The organism is Paraburkholderia hospita (assembly GCF_002902965.1).
Taxonomy (GTDB): domain Bacteria; phylum Pseudomonadota; class Gammaproteobacteria; order Burkholderiales; family Burkholderiaceae; genus Paraburkholderia; species Paraburkholderia hospita.
This window is the reverse complement of record NZ_CP026106.1, coordinates 1,818,623-1,841,350: the sequence shown is the minus strand read 5'-3', so window position 1 is coordinate 1,841,350 and position 22,728 is coordinate 1,818,623. Positions and strand designations below refer to the sequence as shown.

11 protein-coding genes, 1 pseudogene and 2 riboswitches are annotated in these 22,728 nt (G+C 63.2%); of the genes and pseudogenes, 7 read left to right on the top strand and 5 right to left on the bottom strand.

Annotated elements, in window-relative coordinates; translation table 11 throughout:
- Positions 1-130: 130 nt before the first annotated feature.
- Positions 131-399, top strand: a riboswitch (cobalamin riboswitch).
- A 195-nt stretch (positions 400-594) separates the two neighbouring features.
- From cobW to C2L64_RS26550, 7 genes and pseudogenes are all read left to right on the top strand, one after another.
- Positions 595-1,692 (top strand): cobalamin biosynthesis protein CobW, encoded by a 1,098-nt coding sequence (cobW, locus tag C2L64_RS26575; RefSeq protein ID WP_007579082.1) that lies wholly within the window; start codon positions 595-597, stop codon positions 1,690-1,692.
- A gap of 9 nt (positions 1,693-1,701) precedes the next feature.
- Positions 1,702-5,511 carry a cobaltochelatase subunit CobN gene (gene cobN, locus C2L64_RS26570; protein ID WP_007579081.1) on the top strand — a complete coding sequence of 1,270 codons (3,810 nt, stop codon included), beginning with the start codon at positions 1,702-1,704 and terminating at the stop codon, positions 5,509-5,511.
- Positions 5,508-6,548 (top strand): ATP-binding protein, encoded by a 1,041-nt coding sequence (locus tag C2L64_RS26565; protein WP_007579078.1) that lies wholly within the window; start codon positions 5,508-5,510, stop codon positions 6,546-6,548. The genes cobN and C2L64_RS26565 overlap by 4 nt, the downstream gene beginning before the upstream one ends.
- A gap of 29 nt (positions 6,549-6,577) precedes the next feature.
- Positions 6,578-7,219: a vWA domain-containing protein gene (locus C2L64_RS26560; RefSeq protein WP_007579076.1), complete on the top strand. Its 642-nt coding sequence runs from the start codon at positions 6,578-6,580 to the stop codon at positions 7,217-7,219.
- A gap of 454 nt (positions 7,220-7,673) precedes the next feature.
- Positions 7,674-7,760 (top strand): annotated as a pseudogene (locus C2L64_RS56335) (ESPR domain-containing protein); the annotation flags it as partial.
- Positions 7,761-8,054: 294 nt separating this feature from the next.
- Positions 8,055-15,407 (top strand): YadA-like family protein, encoded by a 7,353-nt coding sequence (locus C2L64_RS26555; RefSeq protein ID WP_242680988.1) that lies wholly within the window; start codon positions 8,055-8,057, stop codon positions 15,405-15,407.
- Between the two features lie 50 nt (positions 15,408-15,457).
- Entirely contained in the window at positions 15,458-16,600 is a 1,143-nt protein-coding gene (locus C2L64_RS26550; protein ID WP_009769751.1) for an OmpA family protein, read from the top strand.
- A 105-nt stretch (positions 16,601-16,705) separates the two neighbouring features.
- Here the strand turns inward: C2L64_RS26550 and C2L64_RS26545 are convergent, their stop codons facing one another.
- From C2L64_RS26545 to cobG, 5 genes are all read right to left on the bottom strand, one after another.
- On the bottom strand, positions 16,706-17,659 hold the full coding sequence (locus tag C2L64_RS26545; RefSeq protein ID WP_009769750.1) for a flagellar brake protein: 954 nt from the start codon (positions 17,657-17,659) through the stop codon (positions 16,706-16,708).
- A 161-nt stretch (positions 17,660-17,820) separates the two neighbouring features.
- Positions 17,821-19,557: a precorrin-3B C(17)-methyltransferase gene (cobJ, locus tag C2L64_RS26540; RefSeq protein WP_009769749.1), complete on the bottom strand. Its 1,737-nt coding sequence runs from the start codon at positions 19,555-19,557 to the stop codon at positions 17,821-17,823.
- Positions 19,545-20,303, bottom strand: a complete 759-nt coding sequence (locus C2L64_RS26535; protein WP_009769748.1) for a precorrin-2 C(20)-methyltransferase — start codon at positions 20,301-20,303, stop codon at positions 19,545-19,547. The genes cobJ and C2L64_RS26535 overlap by 13 nt, the downstream gene beginning before the upstream one ends.
- Positions 20,303-20,929: a precorrin-8X methylmutase gene (locus C2L64_RS26530; protein WP_009769747.1), complete on the bottom strand. Its 627-nt coding sequence runs from the start codon at positions 20,927-20,929 to the stop codon at positions 20,303-20,305. Before C2L64_RS26530 ends, C2L64_RS26535 begins: the two co-directional genes overlap by 1 nt.
- Positions 20,922-22,310: a precorrin-3B synthase gene (cobG, locus tag C2L64_RS26525; protein WP_238554819.1), complete on the bottom strand. Its 1,389-nt coding sequence runs from the start codon at positions 22,308-22,310 to the stop codon at positions 20,922-20,924. Before cobG ends, C2L64_RS26530 begins: the two co-directional genes overlap by 8 nt.
- A gap of 86 nt (positions 22,311-22,396) precedes the next feature.
- Positions 22,397-22,680, bottom strand: a riboswitch (cobalamin riboswitch).
- Positions 22,681-22,728: the final 48 nt, after the last annotated feature.

Genomic DNA, 22,728 nt, shown 5'->3' with positions numbered 1-22,728 from the left:
TACGCATGTCCACGGCCGTCGCAGGGCGGCAGCCGGTGGACTTCCCCTTTAGCGAACCCCACGCAATGAACGACGGCATGAGGCACGCCTCATGCCGTCGTCTCTCCTTGACGCTACCTGCCGGCGGGCCTAAACTCGCACGCACTCTGGTGCTCGCGCGCGCTCTCTGCGCGCGCAGTTAAACGGGAAATAGCAGGCTGTGCGCACAGGCGCCGGCCAAACTATGCTGCTCCCCGCAACGGTAGGTGAAGGCATCGCGTAGACGATGCAGAGCCGGCCTCGCTGCATGTGCGTCCAATAGCGGCCCATGCAGACAATCCACTGCGCGAAAACGCTCGCGCGGGAAGGAGAGGCGGCGCTTTCATCAGCCCGGATACCGGCCCGAGAAAACGACGCCATGCTGCGGGGATGCGGCACTGCGTTCACTGTTCCTCATGCGTCGCAGCGCGGTTTCGCGCCCGGATCGATCGGGCTGCGAAGCCCATGCGGCGCCGTTTTCGTCCCCGTGTATCACTTATGACCTTGCATCGCTTGCCGTACGGACGGCGCGCGACTTCGAGGTCACTCGAACGCATTTCGAGCTACGGAGCCACCATGCAGACACAGATGCGCAAGATTCCGGTGACGATCGTCACGGGTTTTCTCGGCAGCGGCAAAACGACGTTGATGCGTCACATTCTTCAGCATGCGGGCGGCTTGCGCATCGCGGTGATCGTCAACGAGTTCGGCGAGCTTGGCATCGACGGCGAGATTCTCAAGGGCTGCGGCATCGGTTGCGATGAAAACGGCAACGAGACGGAAGGCCAGTTGTACGAGCTTGCCAACGGCTGCCTGTGCTGCACCGTGCAGGAAGAATTCTTCCCCGTGATGGAACAGCTCGTGGAGCGGCGCGGCCAGATCGACCACGTGCTGATCGAAACGTCGGGCCTCGCGTTGCCGAAGCCGCTCGTGCAGGCGTTCAACTGGCCGTCGATCAAGAACAGCTTCACCGTCGATGCCGTCGTGACGGTGGTCGATGGTCCGGCCGTCGCGAGCGGTCAGTTCGCCGAAGACCCCGTTGCCGTCGATCAGTTGCGCAAGGCCGATCCGAATCTCGATCACGAATCGCCGCTGCATGAGCTGTTCGAAGACCAGTTGTCGGCAGCGGATCTCGTGATCCTCAACAAGACCGATCTGCTCGACGAAGCGCAGCAGACGAGCGTCGAAGCCGTCATTCGCGGAGAGATTCCGCCGCAGGTCAAGGTGGTGCGCGCGCACATGGGGCAGCTCGATCTGCACGCGTTGCTCGGGCTTGAATCCGCTTCGGAAGAAACGATTCATCTGCGTCACGACCATCACGGCTCCGCGGATGATCCCGAACATGCCGATCATCATCACGATGAATTCGACTCCGTCGTTGTGTCGGCGCGTGCGCCGTCGCGCGAGGCGATGATCGCGGCGTTGCAGCGGGTCGTCGAAGGCCACACGATCTATCGCGTGAAAGGCTTTGCCGCCTTGCAGGGCGCGCCGATGCGTCTTGTGATTCAAGGCGTGGGCCGGCGCTTCGACAGCTATTTCGACCGGCGCTGGCAGGCGGGCGAACTCGATGCGTCGTCGCTGAGCCGCTTCGTGCTGATCGGCGAAGACCTCGATCAGCCTGTGCTGCAACGCGCGCTCGACGAAGCGCTGAGCGCTCAGGAACAACAGGTCTAAGGCACTGCGATGCATCTGCTGCGCACCGTCCCCGGCGGCTTCGTCGACGATACGAAGGGCGTCATCCGTATCGACCAGAAGCCCGCCGATATCGTGATTCTCAGTTCCGCCGACACGACGCTGTCGCTGCTCGCGAGCGTCGTGCCGCGTCTGGGCGACGGTTTTCCGAGCGTGCGCCTGGCGAATGTCACGTATCTGCGGCAGCCGGCTTCGGTGGACTTCTATCTCGACGATGTGTTGCAGCATGCACGCGTCGTCGTCGTTGATCATCTGGGCGGCGAGGCGTACTGGCCGTATGGGATCGAACAGGTCGTCGCGCTGGCGCAGCGCAAGCAGCAGACGCTCGCGATGTTTTCCGGCGACTTGCAGGAAGACCCGAACCTGCTCGCGCGCAGCACGGCTGACGCGGACCTGTGCCATCAGTTGTGGCGCTATCTGCGCGAGGGCGGCGCGCATAACGCCGAATCGTTCATGCGCTGCATTGCGTGGCGCGGCTTCGGCTGGGGCAAGGAGCCGGCGCCGCCGAGTCCGCTGCCTGCTGCTGCGCTGTATCACCCCGCGCGCGACGTGGCGACCATCGACGACTGGCAGGCGCGGTGGAAGCCCGATGCGCCCGTGGTCGCGATTCTGTTCTACAAGGCGCATTTGCAGGCGGCCAATACGGCCGTATTCGATGCGCTGATCGATGCCCTCGAAGCCCGCGGGATGAATCCGTTGCCCGTCGCGATCACATCGTTGAAAGACGCGATCAGCCGCGATGTCGTGCAGCAACTCGCCGCGCAGCATCGTATCGCGCTCGTGCTGAACACGACGGCATTCGCTGCTTCCGCCATCGACGATCCCGAGCCGCTCGCGCTGGCGGGCGACGCGCCCGTGATGCAGGTGATCCTGAGCGGCGGCAATCGCGAAGACTGGGTGAACGACAATCACGGCCTCAATTCGCGCGACATCGCGATGCACGTCGCGCTCCCCGAAGTGGATGGCCGCATCATCACGCGCGCGATCAGTTTCAAGGGGCTAGCGTATCGCTGCCCGCATACGGAAGTGGACGTGGTCCGCTATCAGCCGGATCACGAACGCGTTGCGTTTGTCGCGGAGTTGAGCGAGCGCTGGTGCAGGTTGCGGATCAAGGAGAATGCGGACAAGAAGCTCGCGCTGATCCTCGCAAACTATCCGATGAGCGAAGGGCGCATCGGCAATGGCGTCGGACTCGATACGCCTGCGTCCGTGGTGAACATTCTGACGATGCTGCGCGACGAAGGCTATCGTATCGAAGACGTGCCTTCGAACGGCGATGCGTTGATGGATGCTTTGACGCAAGGCGTGACCAACGATCCCGTCGTCCGCGATCTGCGGCCGGCTTTGCAAAGCCTTGCGTTGAGCGACTACATGACGCACTTCGCGCGTCTGCCGCAGTCCATGCGCGACGCGTTGAATGCGAAGTGGGGCGCGCCAGAGCAAGATCCTACTTTGCGGCGCGGTCGCTTCATGATCGCGGGCTGGCGATGCGGGCATGTGTTCATCGGCATTCAGCCGCCGCGTTCTCGCGAACAGAACGACTACGCGAGCTATCACGACGCCGAGTTGGTGCCGCCGCATGCGTATCTCGCGTTCTATTTCTGGCTGCGTCATCAGTTCAATATCGATGCCGTCGTGCATGTCGGCAAGCACGGCAATCTCGAATGGCTGCCCGGCAAGAGTGTGGCGCTGAGCGATGCATGCTGGCCCGATGCGATACTCGGGCCGTTGCCGCATCTGTATCCGTTCATCGTCAACGATCCGGGCGAGGGCAGCCAGGCAAAGCGGCGCACACAGGCCGTGATCATCGATCACCTGATGCCGCCGCTCACGCGCGCGGAGAACTACGGGCCTTTGCAGGACCTCGAACGCCAGGTCGACGAATACTACGACGCGTTGATGGTCGATCCACGGCGCGCGAAGCTGTTGCGCCGGACTATTCTCGACACGATCGTCACGCATCGGTTGCACGAAGAGCTGAGTCTCGAAGCACCAAATGATGTCGATGCCGAAGACTCGTTGTTGACGCGCGTCGATGCATGGCTGTGCGAGCTGAAGGAAGCGCAGATTCGTGACGGCTTGCACACGTTCGGGCAATCGCCGGAGGGCACGCAGCGGCGCGATACGTTGCTCGCGCTTGGGCGCTTTCCGGTTGGCGATGGACACGGCGCAAAGGCGGGCATTATCGATGCGCTGGCGCGCGATCTCCGTGTGGATCATTTGTTCGATCCGTTGTCGGCGGATTGGTCGGCTGAGTGGAACGGCCCGCGTCCTGCTCTGTTGCAACACGTCAGCGACGCGCCGTGGCGTCATAACGGCGATACGCGCGAAAGGCTCGAACTGCTCGCGGCGTCCTTGCTCGATGATATGTGCGGGATGTCGCCAGGCGCTACGCCCGCCGCAATCGCGACCGTAAGTGAACTGCCACAAGCGGCGCGCGTGCTCGAACGATTGCGCGACGATATCCTGCCGCGTCTCGACGCATGCGGCCCACACGAACTGATGCACCTGAAGCGCGGACTCGAAGGGCGCTTCGTCCCGCCCGGCCCGAGCGGCTCGCCGTCGCGCGGACGTCCCGACGTGCTGCCTACGGGCCGCAACTTCTATTCCGTCGATACCCGCGCCATTCCGACGCAAGCCGCGTGGTCGCTGGGACTCAAATCCGCACAGACGCTGATCGAGCGACACTTGCAGGAACATGGCGACTATCCGCGCGCGATTGGTCTTTCCGTGTGGGGCACGGCGACGATGCGCACAGGCGGTGACGATATCGCTCAGGCGCTCGCGCTGATCGGCGTGCGGCCAAAGTGGGCGCCGGGCAGTCATCGCGTGACGGACTTCGAAATCATGCCGATTGCCGCGTTCGATCGTCCGCGTATCGATGTCACATTGCGCGTGTCGGGTTTCTTCCGCGATGCATTTGCGAACGTGATGCATCTGTTCGATGCGGCCGTGCAGGCCGTTGCCGAACTCGACGAGCCCGAAGACGTCAATCCCATCCGCGCGCGCGTGCTGCGTGAGCGCGATGCGTGGATCGCGCGCGGCGTCGCGCCCGAAGAAGCGCGCAGGCGTGCGGGCTTTCGCGTGTTCAGCGCGCGTCCGGGTGCCTATGGCGCAGGTTTGCAGCAGATGATCGACACGCAGCAATGGCAGACGGATGCCGATCTCGCGAACGCGTATCTGTCGTGGGGCGGCTATGCGTACACCCAGAAAAGCGCCGGCGAAGAGGCGCGGCACGCATTCGGCACGCGGCTCGCCGCGATGGATGTGGTGTTGCAGAACCAGGACAACCGCGAGCACGACGTGCTCGACTCGAACGATTACTACCAGTTTCAAGGCGGCATGACGGCGGCCGTGCGGCATCTCGCGGGCAATCAGCCGCATGTGTATCACGCCGATCACAGCAACCCGGACACACCGCGCGTGCGCACGCTGCACGAAGAGATCGCGCGCGTGATCCGTTCGCGCGTGGTGAATCCGAAGTGGCTGGATGGCGTGAAGCGTCACGGATATAAAGGCGCGGCGGAAATCGCGGCAACTGTCGATTATCTGTACGGCTACGACGCGACGACGCGCGTGGTCGCCGATCATCAATACGCGCTCGTCGCCGATGCGTATCTGAACGACGCCGATACGCGCGAGTTCATGCGCAAGCACAATCCGCACGCGCTGCATGGCGTCTGCGAGCGGCTGCTCGAAGCGATGCAGCGCGGGCTATGGCAACAACCGGGCGAGTATCGCGCGCAGGTCGAACAGCATCTGCTGGATAGCGAACAGCACATCGAAGGATCACGATCATGAGCGAAGCCAGCGCGCGGCGGGCGGCCTTTCCGTTTTCTGCGTTGATCGGCCAGGCGCCGCTTCAACAGGCGCTGTTGCTGGCCGCCGTCGATCCCGGCATTGGCGGCGTGCTGGTCAGCGGGCCGCGCGGGACGGCGAAATCGACGGCGGCGCGCGCGTTGGCCGAGTTGTTGCCCGAAGGGCAGTTCGTCACGCTGCCGCTCGGTGCGAGCGAAGACCGTTTGATCGGCACGCTCGATATCGAGTCGGCGTTGCGCGATGCGTCGGTGCGCTTTTCGCCGGGGCTGCTGGCGAAGGCGCATCGCGGCGTGCTGTATGTCGATGAAGTGAACCTGTTGCCCGATGGGCTCGTCGATGCGCTGCTCGATGCGGCGGCGAGCGGTGTGAACACTGTCGAGCGCGACAGCGTTTCGCATACGCACGATGCGAGCTTCGTGCTGATCGGCACGATGAACCCGGAAGAGGGTGAACTGCGTCCGCAACTGACGGATCGGTTTGGGTTGATGGTCGAACTGGAGAACTGCTACGAACCGCAGATACGTCAGGCGATCGTTAAGGCGCGGCTTGCGTTCGATCTCGATCCTCGTGGCTTTCGCGGGGGATACGAGGCCCAGCAGGACGCGCACGCCTCGAGGCTTCGCGATGCGCGTGCGGCTTTGGCGCGTTTGTCGTTCGACGATGCCGTGCTCGCGCATGTCAGCACGCTGTGCATTGCGGCCGGCGTCGATGGGATGCGCGCCGATCTCGTGATGCTGCGCGCGGCGCGTGCGCTGGCCGCGTTCGAACAGGCCGATGCAGTGACGATCGCGCATGTCGACCGTGTAGCTGAATCGGTGCTGCGGCATCGGCGTCGGCACGATGAGCCCGCCTCGCAACAGCAGGACGGTTCGTCTGCACCGTCGTCTTCCTCTGCGCAGCATGCTTCAACCGATACCGCGAGCGCTTCCGCAGAAGCCGACTACGGTTATCTTCCCCCAGAACCTACAGGCTTGACGCGCGTGAAGGGCGTCATCCCACTCAACGCAAAAAAACGCTGAGCCATCGAAAGAGCGCGGCCGCGCGCGCGATGCGCAGCGGTTTTCGATGGCGGCAAGGCGCGGGCGATGCAACGCGAGGCGGTTCGGCCGGCGCGCGACGCATTGCATGGCCGCGCACGCTCGCGGCGAAACGCAATGCCGCATTGCTTCCCGAGCACCTGCGTTTCCTACACGAAGAGGCGCGCGGCGGCGTGTTGCATTGCTTCGTGCTCGATTGCTCCCATTCGATGCTGTCCGGCCAACGATTGGCGCTCGCCAAAGGGCTGCTCGTCGCGTTGTTCGATCAGGCGCGCGCGACGCGGTCGGAGGTGGCGCTGGTGTGTTTCGGTGGTGTCGGCGCGGATGTGCGCTTCGGCCCTGCCGTGCCGCGGTGGTGGAATGAACGGTGGATTGCGACTATCGGTGGCGGTGGCGGCACGCCTTTGACGTCAGGTGTTCAAACCGCGTCTGCGTTGCTCGACCGGGCGGCGCGCAAGCATCCGGCACAGCAACGCTGTCTATGGGTTTTCTCGGATGGCCGCAGCAGCGGCGCGCCCGTTCGACCAGCGGCGGCCGACCGTGTCCTGTTCATCGATTTCGAGGAAGGACCGCTGCGAGTCGGGCGATGTGCCGAGCTTGCGCGCGAGTGGGGCGGCGACTATTTCCCGCGTGATGCGTTTGGCAGCATGTAGCTCGCTTCAAGGTTGATCGTTGAAAGCGACTGAGTCGCCAACCGCAACCTTATTCAATTTTTCCTGGCCCTCTGGCTGACGAACGAGCCTGGATCACGATCTCGCACGGAACATCTTGCGCATACGGTGTCTCGTTGAATTCTGACGGATATCGCCTACAAAATTCGATTGGGTCTTGTAGGAGTATTTCGAAATATAGAGTTTCCACAGACCAATAGGACTGCTCCTATTCAGCTAGCCGAAGCATTTTCATATCTTTTATCCGCCAGGTTTGCCTGCTATTTGATCTTCTTGTCCGTTGTCGGTTCGAAGCCCAAGCGTCTCGGGGGTGCGGAGGTTTGCGCAATTCGGGCATGACGGAACCGGCGATTCGTATGGCCGGTGGAACAAACAGCAAGTTGCTGACGTGGGATTGAGCAGAATAAAAATCGGCTTGCCTTATATAGGATTGCAAATGAATAAGACATATCGTTCAGTTTGGAACGAATCGACGGGAACATGGGTTGCGGCGCAGGAGAACGCTAAAGGACGGGGCAAAAGGTCCTCCTCGGGCACCGGAGCGGCTATCGCTACCGGCAAGTTCGCGCTTGCAGCTGTCGTTGCGCCGCTGTGTGTGGGCTTTGGTGCATTCACGCCGGATTTCGCCATGGCGTCGGGTATCTGCGTGACGAACAGCGATGGGACGAAGGCGTACGACAGCCGCGGCGGCGCTCAAAGCGGCTCCAACTTCGCTACGGGTTGCCCAGCGATCGCGTCGGAGACGACCTGGCTAGACGGCACAAATCCAAACACTACGAACGCTCTGCAGTTGTATGCCGCCAACACGCAGATCGACATGAATAGTGCCAACAAGACGATCCTGTTTTCCCCGGACGGGACGTCCAAGCTGTGGATGAAGGCCTCGGGCAGCAACGTGCTCTTGAATGGCGTCGCCGCAGGCGCGATCTCGGCTGCCAGCACGGATGCGGTCAATGGTTCGCAGTTGTTCAACGCGATCAACACCCTGAGCGGCGTCAAATACTTCCACGCCAACTCGACGCAAACTGACTCGGCAGCATCGGGCTCGGAGAGTATTGCGGTGGGCGTGGCGGCCGTATCCTCGGGTGCCTCGTCGATTGCACAGGGCGTCTTGGCGAGCGCATCGGGTAATAATTCGGTCGCGCTTGGCACAGGTGCAAGCGCGACGGGTCCGAAGTCGGTCGCGCTGGGTTCGGGTTCCGTCGCGAACTCGTCCACGCTTGGATCGGCCGGCTTCAACGCAGGCAACGCCGCTTTGTCCGCGGGAACCGCGAGCGGCGAACTGTCGATCGGCGGCGTCGGATCGGAGCGCCGGATCACCAACGTGGCCGCCGGCTATAGCGCAACGGATGCGGTGAACGTCAGCCAACTGATGTCGGCGAACGCGAAGGTCAACCAGATGGGCGCGAACACGGCCGCGCTGCTGGGCGGCAACGCGAGCTTCAATTCGACGACGGGCGCGATCACGAACCCGACGTACGTCGTCGCCGATGGCACCTTTAACAACGTTGGCGCAGCGCTGACGGCGATCGACAAGTCGAAGGGCGGAGATAGTCCCCTCGCTGTTGCCTACGACGATGCGTCGAAGAACCAGATCACGCTGCAGGGCGCGGGCGGCGCGACGAAGATCACGAACCTGGCTGCCGGTACGGCGCCCGCCGATGCGGTCAACGTGTCGCAGCTGAGCGGCGTGACGGCGGCGTTGGGCGGTGGGGCATCGGTGAAGGCCGATGGTTCTATCGCTCAGCCGACGTACAACGTTTATGGCAATACGTATTCGAACGTGGGTGATGCGCTCGGGAATATTTCGAGTGCCACGGGCAATATTGTTGAGAGTTTGAAGTACATCAAATTTGGCCCAAGTACGGCGGATCAAGCGCAGGCAGGCGGTAATGATTCGATTGCGTTGGGCGGCAACGCGGTCGCAAGCGCGAACGGTTCAGTTGCTATTGGACGTGCTGCTTTTGCTACCGGCTTGAACTCTGTTGCAATCGGTTATGGTTCTCAGACCGGTGTGGCTAACACGTTCGCGGTGGGCAATTCGTTCACGCGGCGTCGCATCGTCAACGTTGCTGATGGCGTAAGCGACACGGATGCGGCTACGGTCGGGCAGATGAACCAGATGGGTTCTGATCTTGAGACCCAAATCGCGAATGTGATCAAGCCGACGACGGTTCTGAAATCGTCGGCATTGTCGGGCGTGGCGATCGACACCGATCCGGCTACCGTGGCGCAAATGAAGAGCATGACGAATGCGCTGGGCGGCGGCGCAACCGTCGCCGCGGATGGTTCCGTCTCTGCGCCTGCATACGTGGTGCGCGGTTCGACCTACTCGAACGTTGGTGATGCGGTCGCCAATATCACACAATCCACGGACAAGATTGGATTTGGGCCGAGCATGCCCGGTTATGCCCAGGCCTCTGGTTCCAATTCGGTAGCGATCGCTGGCAATGCTTATGCGACAGGTACCAACTCTGTCGCGATCGGTAACGGCGCAAGAGCGATGGCTCTGAACGCAGTGGCGATCGGTTACGGTTCGGCAGCAACCGTGGCTAATACGTTTGCGGTGAGCAGTGCGGGCGCAGAACGCCGTATCGTCAACGTCGCTGCCGGTATCAACGACACGGATGCAGCGACCGTTGGCCAGGTGAGTTCTGACATTCAGGCAGCAATCGCGAATCTGAATCTGAACGGGACGACCAATGCTGGTCTGCTCAAGTCGGCGGTGCATTCGACTTCACTCCTTGGTGCTACCCCAACTTCAAGCTTGCCGCCAGAACAACTGATCGTGTCAGGACCGACCGACAAGGGCGGTCAAATCGAGGCTTCGGGTACGGACTCGATGGCGATTGGCCTGAACTCTAAGGCTGATGCTGATTATGCACTTGCCACAGGCGTCAATGTCCGTACGCTGGGGACTGGATCGGTTGGCGTCGGGCAACAGATTGCCATCGACGGTCAGAATACCGTGGTGATCGGCACGAACGTAACGGCGGCTGCAGACAATGCACTCGTTATCGGCAACAACAGTTCGACGGTCGTGCCGGGAGCGAATGGCGGCATTGCGATTGGTAACAACGTGCAGGTTGGCGGCGTCAATACGCTGGCGATCGGTACCAACATTTTGGCGTCGGGTTCGAACAGCGTTACGCTCGGCTACGCAAGTGCTGACGGTGGCATGGCGAACGTCGTATCTGTGGGCAGCAGCAAGCTGCAACGCCGCATCATCAACGTCGCAGCAGGCACGCAAAACACCGACGCAGTCAACGTCTCGCAGCTATCCGGCGTGACGGCTGCACTCGGCGGCGGCGCAACGGTGAACGCCGACGGCTCGATCAAGAAGCCGACATACACCGTGCAAGGCACGACGGCAACTGATGTCGGCACGGCGATCTCGAAGCTCGACGGCGCAGTGTCGAACGTCAGCAACAACGTCACGAACCTCACCCAGAATTTCAACAATGTCGTGAACGGTGGTGGTATCAAGTACTTCCACGCCAGTTCGACGCTGGCAGATTCGTCTGCGTCGGGCGCGGAATCGGTGGCGATCGGCGGTGGTGCAATCGCATCGGGCGCGAACTCGGTCGCACTGGGTTCGGGTTCGGTCGCAAGCTCGGGCTCGCTGGGCGTGAAGGGTTTCGCACCGGACAACGCAGCGCTGACGGCCGGAACGGCCTTCGGTGAATTGTCGATTGGCACATCGGGCAAGGAGCGTCGCATCACGAACGTTGCAGCAGGCTATAACGCAACCGACGCAGTGAACGTCAGCCAGTTGATGGCCGAAGATGTAAAGGTCAACAACGTCAGCAATAACCTCAGCAACCTGAGTAACGTCGTCAACAACATCGGCGCCAACGTCTCGATGAAGTATTTCCACACGAATTCGTCGCTGGTTGACTCGACGGCATCGGGTGCGAATGCAATCGCCGTGGGGCCGCAAGCGACGGCAGCGGGCACGAACGCGATCGCGGTTGGCTACAACGCGAGCGCAACCTCCGCTGAATCGGTCGCTCTCGGCTCGAATTCGACGACGTCGGCCAATCTGTCGGCAACGGCGTACAACCCGGGCAACGCAACACTCTCGGGCACGACGGCGGCAGGCGAAGTCTCGGTGGGCAATGGAAGCTTCAATCGCCGTATCACGAACGTGGCAGCGGGTTATGCCGGCACGGACGCGGTGAACGTGAGCCAGTTGATGGCTGAAGATGGTAAGGTCAATAACGTTTCGAACAACGTTACGTACCTGAACAACCTGGTACAGAACTTCGGCAACAACATCATCAACGGCGACGGCATCAAGTATTTCCACGCCAATTCGACGCTGGGTGACTCGTCGGCATCGGGCAAGGACAGCGTGGCGATCGGCGGTGCGGCAACGGCGTCGACTGCGAACTCTGTGGCATTGGGCTCGAACTCGCTGGCGAACTCGTCGACGCTGGGCTCGGCTGGCTTTGCACCGGGTGGCGCGACGCTGTCGGGTATGACGGCTTTCGGCGAAGTGTCGGTGGGCGCGCAGGGTAAGGAGCGTCGCATCACGAATGTTGCCGCGGGTTATGCAGGCACGGACGCGGTGAACGTGAGCCAGTTGATGGCGGAGGATGTGAAGGTCAATAACCTGAGCAACACCGTCAACAACATCGCGAACGGCGGCGCGAACATGAAGTACTTCAGTGTGAGCTCGTCACTGGCGGCTGCATCGGCAACGGGTACTGACAGTGTCGCGGCAGGTCCGGCGGCAGTGGCGACGGCATCGAACGCCGTGGCACTGGGTGCGAAATCGGTCGCGGATCGCGATAACACGGTATCAGTGGGTTCCGCGGGCGCGCAACGTCAGATCGTGAACCTGGCGGCTGGTCAGCAAAGCAACGATGCAGTCAACGTTTCGCAGCTCGCGGGCGTGACGGCTGCATTGGGTGCAGGCGCATCGGTGGCGACGAATGGTTCGATCGTGGCGCCGGCGTATAACGTGCTCGGTAAGACGTACTCGGACGTGGGTAGCGCACTGGCAGGCCTCACGAGCTCTGACGGCTTCCTGAATAGCCTGAAGTACATCAAGTTTGGCCCGAGCACGGCGGTGGCGGCACAGGCAGGGGGTACCGATTCGATCGCAATCGGCGGGAATGCAGTTGCTAACCAAAACTACGCGCTCGCCATTGGTCGCTCGGCTTTCGCCACGGCGGCGAATGCTGTAGCAATCGGTTATGGCTCTCAGGCCAACGTGGCCAACACGTTCGCGGTGGGTAATTCGTTCACCCAGCGACGTATCGTGAACGTCGCGAACGGTATCGACGACACGGACGCAGCGACCGTTGGCCAGGTGAATTCGGACATTCAAGCAGCTATCGCAAATCTGAGTCTGCACGGGACGAGCAACTCTGGCCTGCTGAAGTCGGCGGTGCATTCGACTTCACTGCTCGGAGCTTCTCCTACGTCAAGCTTGCCGCCGGAAGAACTGATCGTGTCGGGACCGACCGACAAGGCCGGTCAAATCGAGGCTACGGGTACGGACTCGATGGCGATCGGCCTGAATTCGAAGGTGACGGCTGACAATGCAGTCTCCGTTGGTGTCAATGTTCGGACGCTGGGGGATGGATCGGTTGGTATCGGGCAGCAGATTGCAATCGACGGCCTGAACACTGTGGTGATGGGTACGAACGTTACGGCAGCCGCTGACAATGCGATTGTTATCGGCAACAACAGTTCGACGGTGGTACCGGGAGCAAACGGTGGCATTGCAATCGGTAACAACGTGCAGGTTGGCGGCGTAAACACGCTGGCGATCGGTACGAACATTTTGGCGTCGGGTTCGAACAGCGTTACGCTCGGCTACGCCAGCGCAGACGGCGGCCGCTCCAACATCGTTTCGGTCGGCAATGCCAAGTCCGGCGGCCAACGCCAGATCATCAACGTCGCAGCCGGTACGCAGAACAACGATGCCGTAAACGTTTCGCAGCTCTCAGGCATCGCAGGCGCCCTCGGCGGCGGTGCTTCCGTCAACCCGACAACAGGCGCAGTCGTTGCACCAGCGTACACGCTGGCGGGCAACACATACGTCAACGTGGCCGCTGCGCTGACTTCGCTGGATACGCGCATCGCTTCGGGTGGCGACCCGCTCGCCGTCGATTACGACAGTTCAACAAAGGACGTAATCTCGCTGAAGGGCGCGACCGGAACGAAGATCACAGGTCTGACGGCAGGTGCGCTAAACGCGTCAAGCACGGACGCCATCAACGGTTCGCAGTTGTACGCGCAGGGCACGTCGATGGCCAAGGCACTCGGCGGTGGCGCATCGATCAACACGGCGACGGGCGAGATCACGGCGCCGGCGTACACGTTCGGAGGCGGAACGTACACCAACGTTGCCGACGCCTTGACGGCGCTGAACAACGCTGCGGGTTCGGGTAATGCACTGGGTGTCGTATACGACGACCAGGACAAGACCCAGATCACGCTGGCAGGCTCAACGGGCACGAAGATCACCAAGGTGGCAGCAGGCGACGTGAACGCATCGAGCCTCGACGCGATGAACGGCACGCAGCTGTACAACGTGGCGGCATCGACGGCTGATGCAATCGGCGGCGGTTCGTCGTTCGATCCTTCGACGGGCAAGATCACGAACCCGACGTTCAACATCGGCGGCGCGACGATCACGAACATCGCCGGCGCGATCACGAACCTCGACAACCGCGTGTATGCGAACGCGACCGACATCACGAACCTGCAAACGCAGATCAACGAAGGCGGCATCGGACTCGTGACGCAGGACTCAACGAGCAAGAACATTCTCGTGGCATCGCAGACGGACGGTTCGATCGTCGACTTCGCGGGCACGAAGGGTGCTCGCAGGCTCACGGGCGTGGCGGCGGGCAACGTGAACGCATCGAGCTTCGACGCGGTGAACGGCACGCAGTTGTATAACGTGGCGGCATCGACGGCCAGTGTGATCGGCGGCGGTTCGACGGTGAAGACCGACGGCACGATCAGCAACCCGACGTACATCGTGGGCGGCTCGACGGTCACGACGATCGGCGGAGCGATCACGAACCTCGACGCCCGCGTGTACGCGAACAGCACCGACATCACGAACCTGCAAACGCAGATCAATGAAGGCGGTATTGGTCTCGTGACGCAGAACGCGACGAGCAAGAACATTCTCGTTGCATCGCAGACGGATGGTTCGATCGTCGACTTTACGGGCAAGGACGGTGCTCGTGTTCTCTCGGGCGTCGCAGCCGGTACGGGTGACAACGACGCTGTCAACAACGCGCAGTTGAAGGCGGCAGGCATCATCAACGGCGATGGTTCGATGAAGAAGGCTGTGACGTACAACACCGTGAAGGACGACAGCGGCAAGGAAGTCACCGACTTCAGCAACATCACGCTGGGTGACGGTACGCCGACGTCCAAGCCGGTGGGGATCCACAACGTTGCAGCGGGCGAGAAGGACACCGACGCGGTGAACTACTCGCAGTACGCGGACCTGGTGTCGAAGGTCAACAGCATCAGCAACGCGGGCACGGGTGTCGATACGTTGTTCGTCGGCGATGGCGACCGCAACACGGAACAGGCGAAGGCAGGCGGCACGCACGCTACAGCAATGGGCGCGCTGTCGGTTGCGAACGGTCTGCAATCGGTCGCGACGGGTTATGCATCGAATGCAACGGGCAGCAACGCCGTCGCAATCGGCGCGAACTCGACAGCGAGCGGCAACAACTCGGTCGCGCTCGGCGCAGGCTCGGTGGCGTCGGAAGACAACACCGTGTCCGTCGGTTCCGCAAGCCAGCAGCGTCGCGTCACGAACGTCGCAGCGGGCACGGCAACCACCGACGCAGTCAACGTCGGCCAGTTGAACGACGCGATTACGAACGCCAGCAACAACACGGTGAACCAGGCGAACTCGTACACCGACAGCCAGTTCAACAAGATGAACGACAAGATGAACTCGCTGGGTGCAGCGGCGATGGCAGCGACCTCGTTGATCCCGAATGCGCGCGCGGAAGGCAACTTCCAGATGTCGGCGGCAGCCGGCACGTATGGCGGGGCGGCAGCCGTCGCCATCGGCGCGAACTACTGGGTCAACGATCGCGTCCTCGTGAACGCACACGTGACGCGCGCCACGGGCAATGGTGCCAACACGGGCGCGTCGGCAGGCGTGACGATCGGCTTCTGATGGCCTGATACGTCCGCCGCGCGATGAGCGCGGCGGACGTGGAGAAATCTATGAGAAAACCAACATTACGCGGAACCGCGCGCTTCACGTTTGCTGCGACGCTCGCCGCTGCGCTGACAGCGCCTGCGTTCGCGGCCGGCATCAAGAGCCAGGCCGAGGCGCTCATGCCTGCCGCGCAAAAGATCGCAGATCCCTACCGTCGAGGTGTGGCGGAAGGCTTCCTCGAAATCGCTGAGCGTCAGGACAGCCACGTGCTCGTATCGCGCGTCCATAACAATGCCGCGCAACGGGCATTGGGCAACGCGCGCTACCTGATCGACCAGAGCGTGCCGTGGGAGCCGCTATACACGGCAAAGAACTGGCCCACACGCGACAAGTGGGTGCAGGCGATCCGCGCGATCGAAGCAACCAACGCGCGGGTGTCGGCATCGACGTGCAAGGGCGAGTCGGCGGGCCGCTTGCTTGCCCTCACCGACGAAGTCTGGAAGGAGCAGGACGAAACGCACGGCACGCGCTGGGTGCACGGCTGGGAAGCGATCGAGCGCGCGCAGCAGCTGAGCGTGCAGGTGAATCAGGAGCTCGATCACTGTGCGCCTCCGCCGCCTCCGCCACCGCCGCCTGTCGTCGAGGCCGCCACGCCGATCTCGTTGTCCGCCGACGCGCTGTTCGATTTCGACAGCGCGAAGCTCAAGGCGGATGGCACCACCGCGATCGACGCGCTCGCAACGGATCTGAAGCGCGCGCAATCGATCGATGTCGTCACGGTGATCGGCTACACGGACCGCTTCGGCTCGGTCGCGCACAACCGCGACCTGTCGCGGCGTCGTGCGCAGGCCGTGGCGGACGCGCTGAAGGAACGCGGGCTGAACCCCGCGCGCTTCGACGTGCGTGGTGCGGGATCGACTGCGCCGATCGCAACCTGCCCGGGACGGAAGTCCGCTGCTGTGATCGCGTGTCTGGCGCCGAATCGACGCGTCGAGATTCGCGTGAGCGGGCAGTCTGTTTCAGCAGTGCCGACTGCACCCGCCGCACCCGCAGCACCCGCCGCGCCGCAGTCACCACGGCCGCAGCAGATGAAACAGGAGCAAGCACAGCCGCAAGCGCAACAGCTCCAGTTGCAGCAGCTGCAACAGCCGCCGCAGCGACAACAGTGGCAGATGCCGCAATCGCTGCAAAAGCCACCCGCGCAGTAACAGCGCTCACACGGGCCGCCGACGTCGAGGCGGCCCACAAGCCAAACGGCCCGGTCACGCAAATCACCGGGCCGTTTTTTTCATGCGCGAGCGCAATGTCAGGCGTTACTTTGGTCCGCTCGTCCAGAAGATCACATCGTCGATCCGGTCGAATACATAGACTTTCAGCGCCATCTGCTCGACCTGGTTGAGCTGGTCGAACTCGATGCCGTGCGTGGCGGGATCGCCGGGTTTTGAGCCGGGCTGCACGTTGCGGATGATCGCCGTGGTTTCGATCGGCGTCTCCATGTCTTTGGAGCGCAGCGTGAACGCCACGCGGATGCGCTTGCCGATTTCGCCGACCGTCCACGCGGCGGAAAACGACATGCCCAGCGCGCTCACGCTCTGCACGAGGCCGAGGCTTTCGTAGCCCGTGCCTTGCGCTTCGACGCTGAAGCGCAGCGGCAGGCTCGCGCGCACGCGCACCGACTTGCGCTCGCGCAGCCGGCGGACCACGCCCGGCTTCGACAGCACGAGATAGTGGAACGGCACCTGGCAGACGGAATCGACGGTGCACACGAAGCGGAACACCGCCTGGCTCGCAATCGCGACGATCTCGACGTTCTCGCCGACGGACAGCGCCATCGGCTTCCCATCGACGAGCGGCGGGGTGACGAACAGCGACTCGTTCGGCGCAAAGCCGATGATGCGCGACGGATGCATCGGCGCGCCCATGCCGACCTGAGAGCGCACGCCGATCAGCGCGCCGATCGTCAGATGCATGTCCTTGAGCGCGAGCGCTTCGGCGTCGCCTGGCTTGGCTGCCGCCTGCGCGGCGGGCGTGCCGTCGTCGTACGCGGTGTCCAGGTCGCCGCGCTGCGGCTTGAAATGCTGGAACAGGAAGCGGTGCTCATCCGCGCCGATTACGATCGCGCCGCGATCGAAGAGCAGCGCGCCATCGCTGTCGATAATCGGAAACTCGAGCGGTGTGCCTACGGGTACGGCATCGGGCGAAAGCTGACGCGCAGCGGTGACAGGCGCGCTCGCGTCTATGTCGACAGTGTCTTCACTGGTTTGCATGATGGGCGAATGAAGCGGTGGCCGGAGATAATCGTTGTATACGTCGCGTTATGAAAAAACTTTAGTTTATTTTTCTTGCGCGGCCGTAATTCACCTTTCGCCGGCTTTATTCAATTTCAATAAATGGCCGGTCTAAATCGATGCAAACGTTTAAGCGGCTCCTATTCGTACCAGCGCGGTGTGTAAACCCATTCCCGGCCGCGCCTGGCGGGGCGGAACACGCGGGTCGTCGACGAGCCGATTATTACCATTGTCCGCATATCGACATCGGCGGATTTCAGCTCGGCGAGCGTTGTCGTTTTCAATGTCGCGCCGGGACGGCCAATATCGCGGCCGAGCACGACGGTCGTCGAGGGCGCGCGGCATTCGCGCACGATATCGAGCGCCTTGTCGAGTTGCCACGGTCGGGCGCGCGAAATTGGGTTATAGAACGCCATGACCAGATCGGCTTCGGCCGCGTGCCGCAGCCGCTTTTCGATGATCGACCACGGTTTCAGATTGTCCGACAGCGACAGCATGCAGAAATCGTGGCCGAGCGGCGCGCCAGCCTGCGCGGCTGTCGCCAGCGCGGCGGATACGCCCGGCACGATTTCCAGTTCGACTCCGGCCCACGCCGCGTATCGCCCGTCTTCGCCCACTTCGTCGAGCGCTTCCAGTACGGCGGCTGCCATCGCGAACACGCCTGGATCTCCGGACGACACCATCGCCACGTGCCGTCCCGTGCTTGCCAGTTCGAATGCATGGCGGGCGCGCTGCATTTCCTCGCGATTGTCGGTGCCGTGCACGCGCTGGTCCGCGCGGAACGGGCCCGCCATCTTCACGTAGGTTTCGTAGCCGAGGATGTCGGTGGCCTGCGTCAGCGCTGTGCGTGCGGCGGGCACCATCAACGACGCGTCGCCGGGCCCGAGGCCGACCACGCTCAGCTTGCCGCGCGCGCGGCCGACTGTCGCGGGATCGAGCGGCGCGTGCGTGACGGCGAAGGCGATGGGCGCGTCGGCGTTTGCATCGAGCGCTTTGTGGGGGACGCGTAAGGTTTGGCGAAGCATCTCTGCCGTGTCGTTGTCTTCACCGCTGCCGACGGCGAAGCGCAATGCGACCTGCAACGCATCGGCAGCCTGCTGAAGCGCGGGATCGCCCGTCAGCGAAGCAGGCGCGAGCAGCACCGCCAGCGATTGCGCCGCCAGCCCATGCGTCTGCGCCGCTTCGAGTATCCGTTGAGGCAACGAGCCGGCATCCGGTCCCGTTGCATGGACGGCGACGACGACATTGCGTGGATGAATCACCAGTTCGTCCGTCGCGCCATTCCACGCCAGCGGCGTGACGCGGATCGCGCGTCGAGCGTCGTCGGCGCGCGGCAGTTGCACGCTGTCGAGCCACGGCGCGTCGCCTTCGATGCGCGTCGCTTCGCCCGCGAGCAGATCGGACACGAAGCGCTTGCCCTGGTCGATGCTCGCGAGCGTGTAGCCGTCGGGCGGATTCAGAACGCACGCGCCGAAGCGCAGTTCGCCGCTCGTCGTGATCGCGGGCGGCACGTCGAGGGCGGCGGCGATTTCGCGCGCCATCACGTTGACGCCCGACAGCCCGCCGAGCAGCGGCACGACGGCGCTGCCATCCTCGGCGACGGCCAGCACGGGCGGCTCGACGCCTTTGTCCGCGAGCAGCGGCGCGATGCAGCGGATCACGATGCCCGCCGCGCACAACGCGATGATCGGCGTGCCGCTCGCATACAGTGCGCGCAGATGCGCGTTGAGTTCCGTGTACGCGACATCGGCGTCGGCGACGCGGCCTTGCAGGCCATGCACCTGCGCGCCGTCATAAAGGGATTGCACGCGCCGCGCCGTGTCCTGCGCGCCGACGCCGAGTATCACGATTGCGGGTGGCGTCGTCAGCCTTGCCATTTTTCCCCCGGCACGACGAGCAGCGAGAAGTAGGGCGACGCCATCGGATCGACTTCGGCGAGCGGCACGATGCGCTGGTTCGCCATCGTCGCCCGTTCGACGTACAGCGCGCGCTCCGCGAGTCCCAGTTCGTCGAGCACGCGGCGCACCTTGTCGAAATTGCGGCCGAGCTTCATCACGACGGCGGCATCGGCGGCGGCGAGACGGCGCTTGAGTTCGTCTTCGGGCAGCACGCCCGACAGCACCGACAAGGTCTGGTTGCGATACACGAGGGGCTGGCCGAGCACGGCGACGCCACCGAGCATCGAGCACACGCCGGGCACCACTTCGCCTTCGAAGCGTGGCGCGAGGCGGTTGGCGAGCCGGTCGTGCAGGTACATGTACGAGCCGTAGAAGAACGGATCGCCTTCGCAAATCACGGCCACGTCGCGTCCCGCATCGAGGTGCTTCGCGACCACTTCGGCGGCCGTGTCGTAGAAGTCGGCGATGATCGCTTCGTACGATAGCGGCGGCTCGAGCGCTTCCGTCGTCACGGGATAGACGAGCGGCAACTGTTCCTGCTCGCTCGACAGATGCGACTCGATGATCGAAAACGCGTTGCCTTTCTTGCCCTTCGCGACGAAGTACGCGACCACGTGCGCCGACTTCAGCAGCCGCAGCGCTTTCACCGTGATCAGCTCCGGGTCGCCGGGACCGACACCGAGACCATAGAGACGCCCGCGCGTGCTGTTCGCCTGATCGGCCATTATTCGTCCTCCGATGCTAGCGCGTTCACGGCGGCCGCCGCCATCGCGCTGCCGCCGCGCCGGCCTTGCACGGCGACGAACGGCACGCCACGGCTATTGGCGGCGAGCATCGCCTTCGACTCCGCCGCGCCGATGAAGCCGACCGGGAAGCCGAGAATTAGCGCGGGGCGCGGCGCGCCGCTATCGAGCATGTCGAGCAGATGAAAGAGCGAGGTCGGCGCATTGCCGATCACGACGACGCTGCCAGGCAGATGTGGCCGCCACAATTCGAGCGCCGCCGCCGAACGCGTGTTGTTCATCTCGCGCGCGAGGGCGGGCACGGACGGATCGGCCAGCGTGCAGATCACTTCGTTGTGCGCGGGCAGCCGCGCGCGCGTGATGCCTTCGGCGACCATGCGTGCGTCGCAGAGTATCGGCGCGCCGTTGGCGAGCGCCTGGCGCCCCGCACGGCCCGCGCCCTCCGAAAAGCGCAGATCGCCGACGATATCGACCATCCCGCACGCATGGATCACGCGCACGGCGAGTTTTTCGAGGTCGGCGGGAATGCGCGTGAGGTCGGCTTCCGCGCGTATCGTCGCGAACGACTGGCGATAAATTTCCTGTCCGTCGCGGATGTAGTCAAGCATCGAATGGCTCATCAGTTGGGGGAAGGGCGGACGCTTGTAGCACTTCCGCGGCTTCGTCGATCGTCAGACCGCGCGCGATGCATCGGCCGAAGCCGTTGGCGTCGCGCGGGTCGTGTGTCTGGTACAGGTCGTAGCGGCCGTCGGCCACTGCGAGCAGCGTGTAGGGCGCGCGGTGCGCGGCCGCGCATGAACGCGGGCAGCCGCTGAGATGCACTTGCGTATGTTCGGGCACGTGTGCGGCGAGCTTCAGGGCATCGGCTTTGGTGTCGGCGTGGCTCTTCGCGCAGCCTGTCGAGCCGGTGCACGCGATCACGCGGGTTAGCGGATTGTCAGCGGTGGTGGCGAGGCCGAGCGCTTCGAGCGTTTGCAATGTGGCGTCGAGGTTCGCTGTGTCGATGTCGGTGAGTATCACGCTTTGCCATGGCGTCATGCGCAGCGTCGCGCGTTCGTTGCCGCGTGCGAGTTCGGCGAGGCCGCGCAATGTCGCGCTGTTTATACGGCCCAACGCGGGCTGGGCGCCGACATGCCAGCGTTGTCCGTCGTTTTGTCGATGCGCGCCGAGCCTTCGCGATGCATCAGCCGGTTCGCGGCGCCAGCGTTCGATGGACGCGTCGCGCAACGCCTGTACGCCGCTTTTGCGTTCGGCGTGCTTGATGATGCTTTCGATGGAATGCGCGGTGAGCAGATCGCGCATGCGGGTATCGTCCGGCGCGGCGAGGTCGAGGAACGTGTGCACGAGCGCTCGCGTGAACGTTGCAAGATCCGAAGCCGTAACGGTGGCTAATGCGCTCTCATGTTCCGCAGCAACGGGCGGACAGCCAGCGAGGCCGAATGCGAACAACACAACCGAACGCGCGGGATGCGGCATCGCCGAAAACCAGATGTCGTGCGGATGATCGAGCATCATCAGACGTTCGCCGCCATCGAGCATCAGCGAAAATTTCGGCGACAGCGCGGCGAAACGCGTGTCGCTTTGCAGCAGTGTCAGCAGATCGCCAGCGAGCGTGGTTGTGTCGAATAAGGCGTTCGCATCGCGGCCCGTCGCTGGGCTGATCATTACGTTGCGCACGTCGTCGGCGAATGCGTGCTCAATGTTCTGCGGGCCGAGGCCCGCGTCGAGCAGCGCTGCAACGAGGGCGTCTTCATGGCCGCGCTTCACGCCGCGCAATTGCAGGTTCGCGCGATTCGTGATGTCGACGATACCCGACGCGTGTTCGTCGATCGCCCCAGCAATGGCGAGCGCCTGCGTTGCGCTCAACTCGCCTCCTGCCAGCTTCACGCGGCAGATGCCGCCGTCGAGCGCGGGCACGATGCGCAACAGCCCCGGACAAGCCGAAGGGCGCAAGGCGGAAGCGTCGGACGAATGGAAAGCGTGGCTCAAGACATCACCGGGTTAACGTCGCGCGACGGCCCGGGCATCTCGAAGGAGAGCGGCTCGGCATCGGTACACCCCGCCCGATGTTGGCTGGCACGAACTGTTGGCCGGCAGGTGTCCTGTGTCGACCAGAGTTGACGCTTTAGCGTCTTACTCTGGTCCCATGCAAAGCTGTCGACCAGAGTTGACGCTTTAGCGTCTTACTCTGGTCCCATGCAAAGCACTCACAGGTCGTCCATGCCGGGCCTTCCCGGGTTTTCCAGTGGCGCGCGTTGGCGTGGACTCGCTGCATACAGTTGCGGGGGCAGTCACGGTCATCGCAGTGATGTGTGTTCCCTCTTAGGCCCCGAAAGGCACCGGCGAACGGGTATTATGCCTTTTTTCGAACAGCACAACGATGCCGCAGCCTTGAAACACGGCCCGC

What these genes read in the sequence shown, in the direction of transcription:
- cobW (WP_007579082.1), top strand. Translation starts at nt 595, where the DNA reads ATGCAGACACAGATGCGCAAGATTCCGGTGACGATCGTCACGGGTTTT.
- cobN (WP_007579081.1), top strand. Translation starts at nt 1,702, where the DNA reads ATGCATCTGCTGCGCACCGTCCCCGGCGGCTTCGTCGACGATACGAAG.
- C2L64_RS26565 (WP_007579078.1), top strand. Translation starts at nt 5,508, where the DNA reads ATGAGCGAAGCCAGCGCGCGGCGGGCGGCCTTTCCGTTTTCTGCGTTG.
- C2L64_RS26560 (WP_007579076.1), top strand. Translation starts at nt 6,578, where the DNA reads ATGCGCAGCGGTTTTCGATGGCGGCAAGGCGCGGGCGATGCAACGCGA.
- C2L64_RS26555 (WP_242680988.1), top strand. Translation starts at nt 8,055, where the DNA reads ATGAATAGTGCCAACAAGACGATCCTGTTTTCCCCGGACGGGACGTCC.
- C2L64_RS26550 (WP_009769751.1), top strand. Translation starts at nt 15,458, where the DNA reads ATGAGAAAACCAACATTACGCGGAACCGCGCGCTTCACGTTTGCTGCG.
- C2L64_RS26545 (WP_009769750.1), bottom strand. Translation starts at nt 17,659, where the DNA reads ATGCAAACCAGTGAAGACACTGTCGACATAGACGCGAGCGCGCCTGTC.
- cobJ (WP_009769749.1), bottom strand. Translation starts at nt 19,557, where the DNA reads ATGGCAAGGCTGACGACGCCACCCGCAATCGTGATACTCGGCGTCGGC.
- C2L64_RS26535 (WP_009769748.1), bottom strand. Translation starts at nt 20,303, where the DNA reads ATGGCCGATCAGGCGAACAGCACGCGCGGGCGTCTCTATGGTCTCGGT.
- C2L64_RS26530 (WP_009769747.1), bottom strand. Translation starts at nt 20,929, where the DNA reads ATGCTTGACTACATCCGCGACGGACAGGAAATTTATCGCCAGTCGTTC.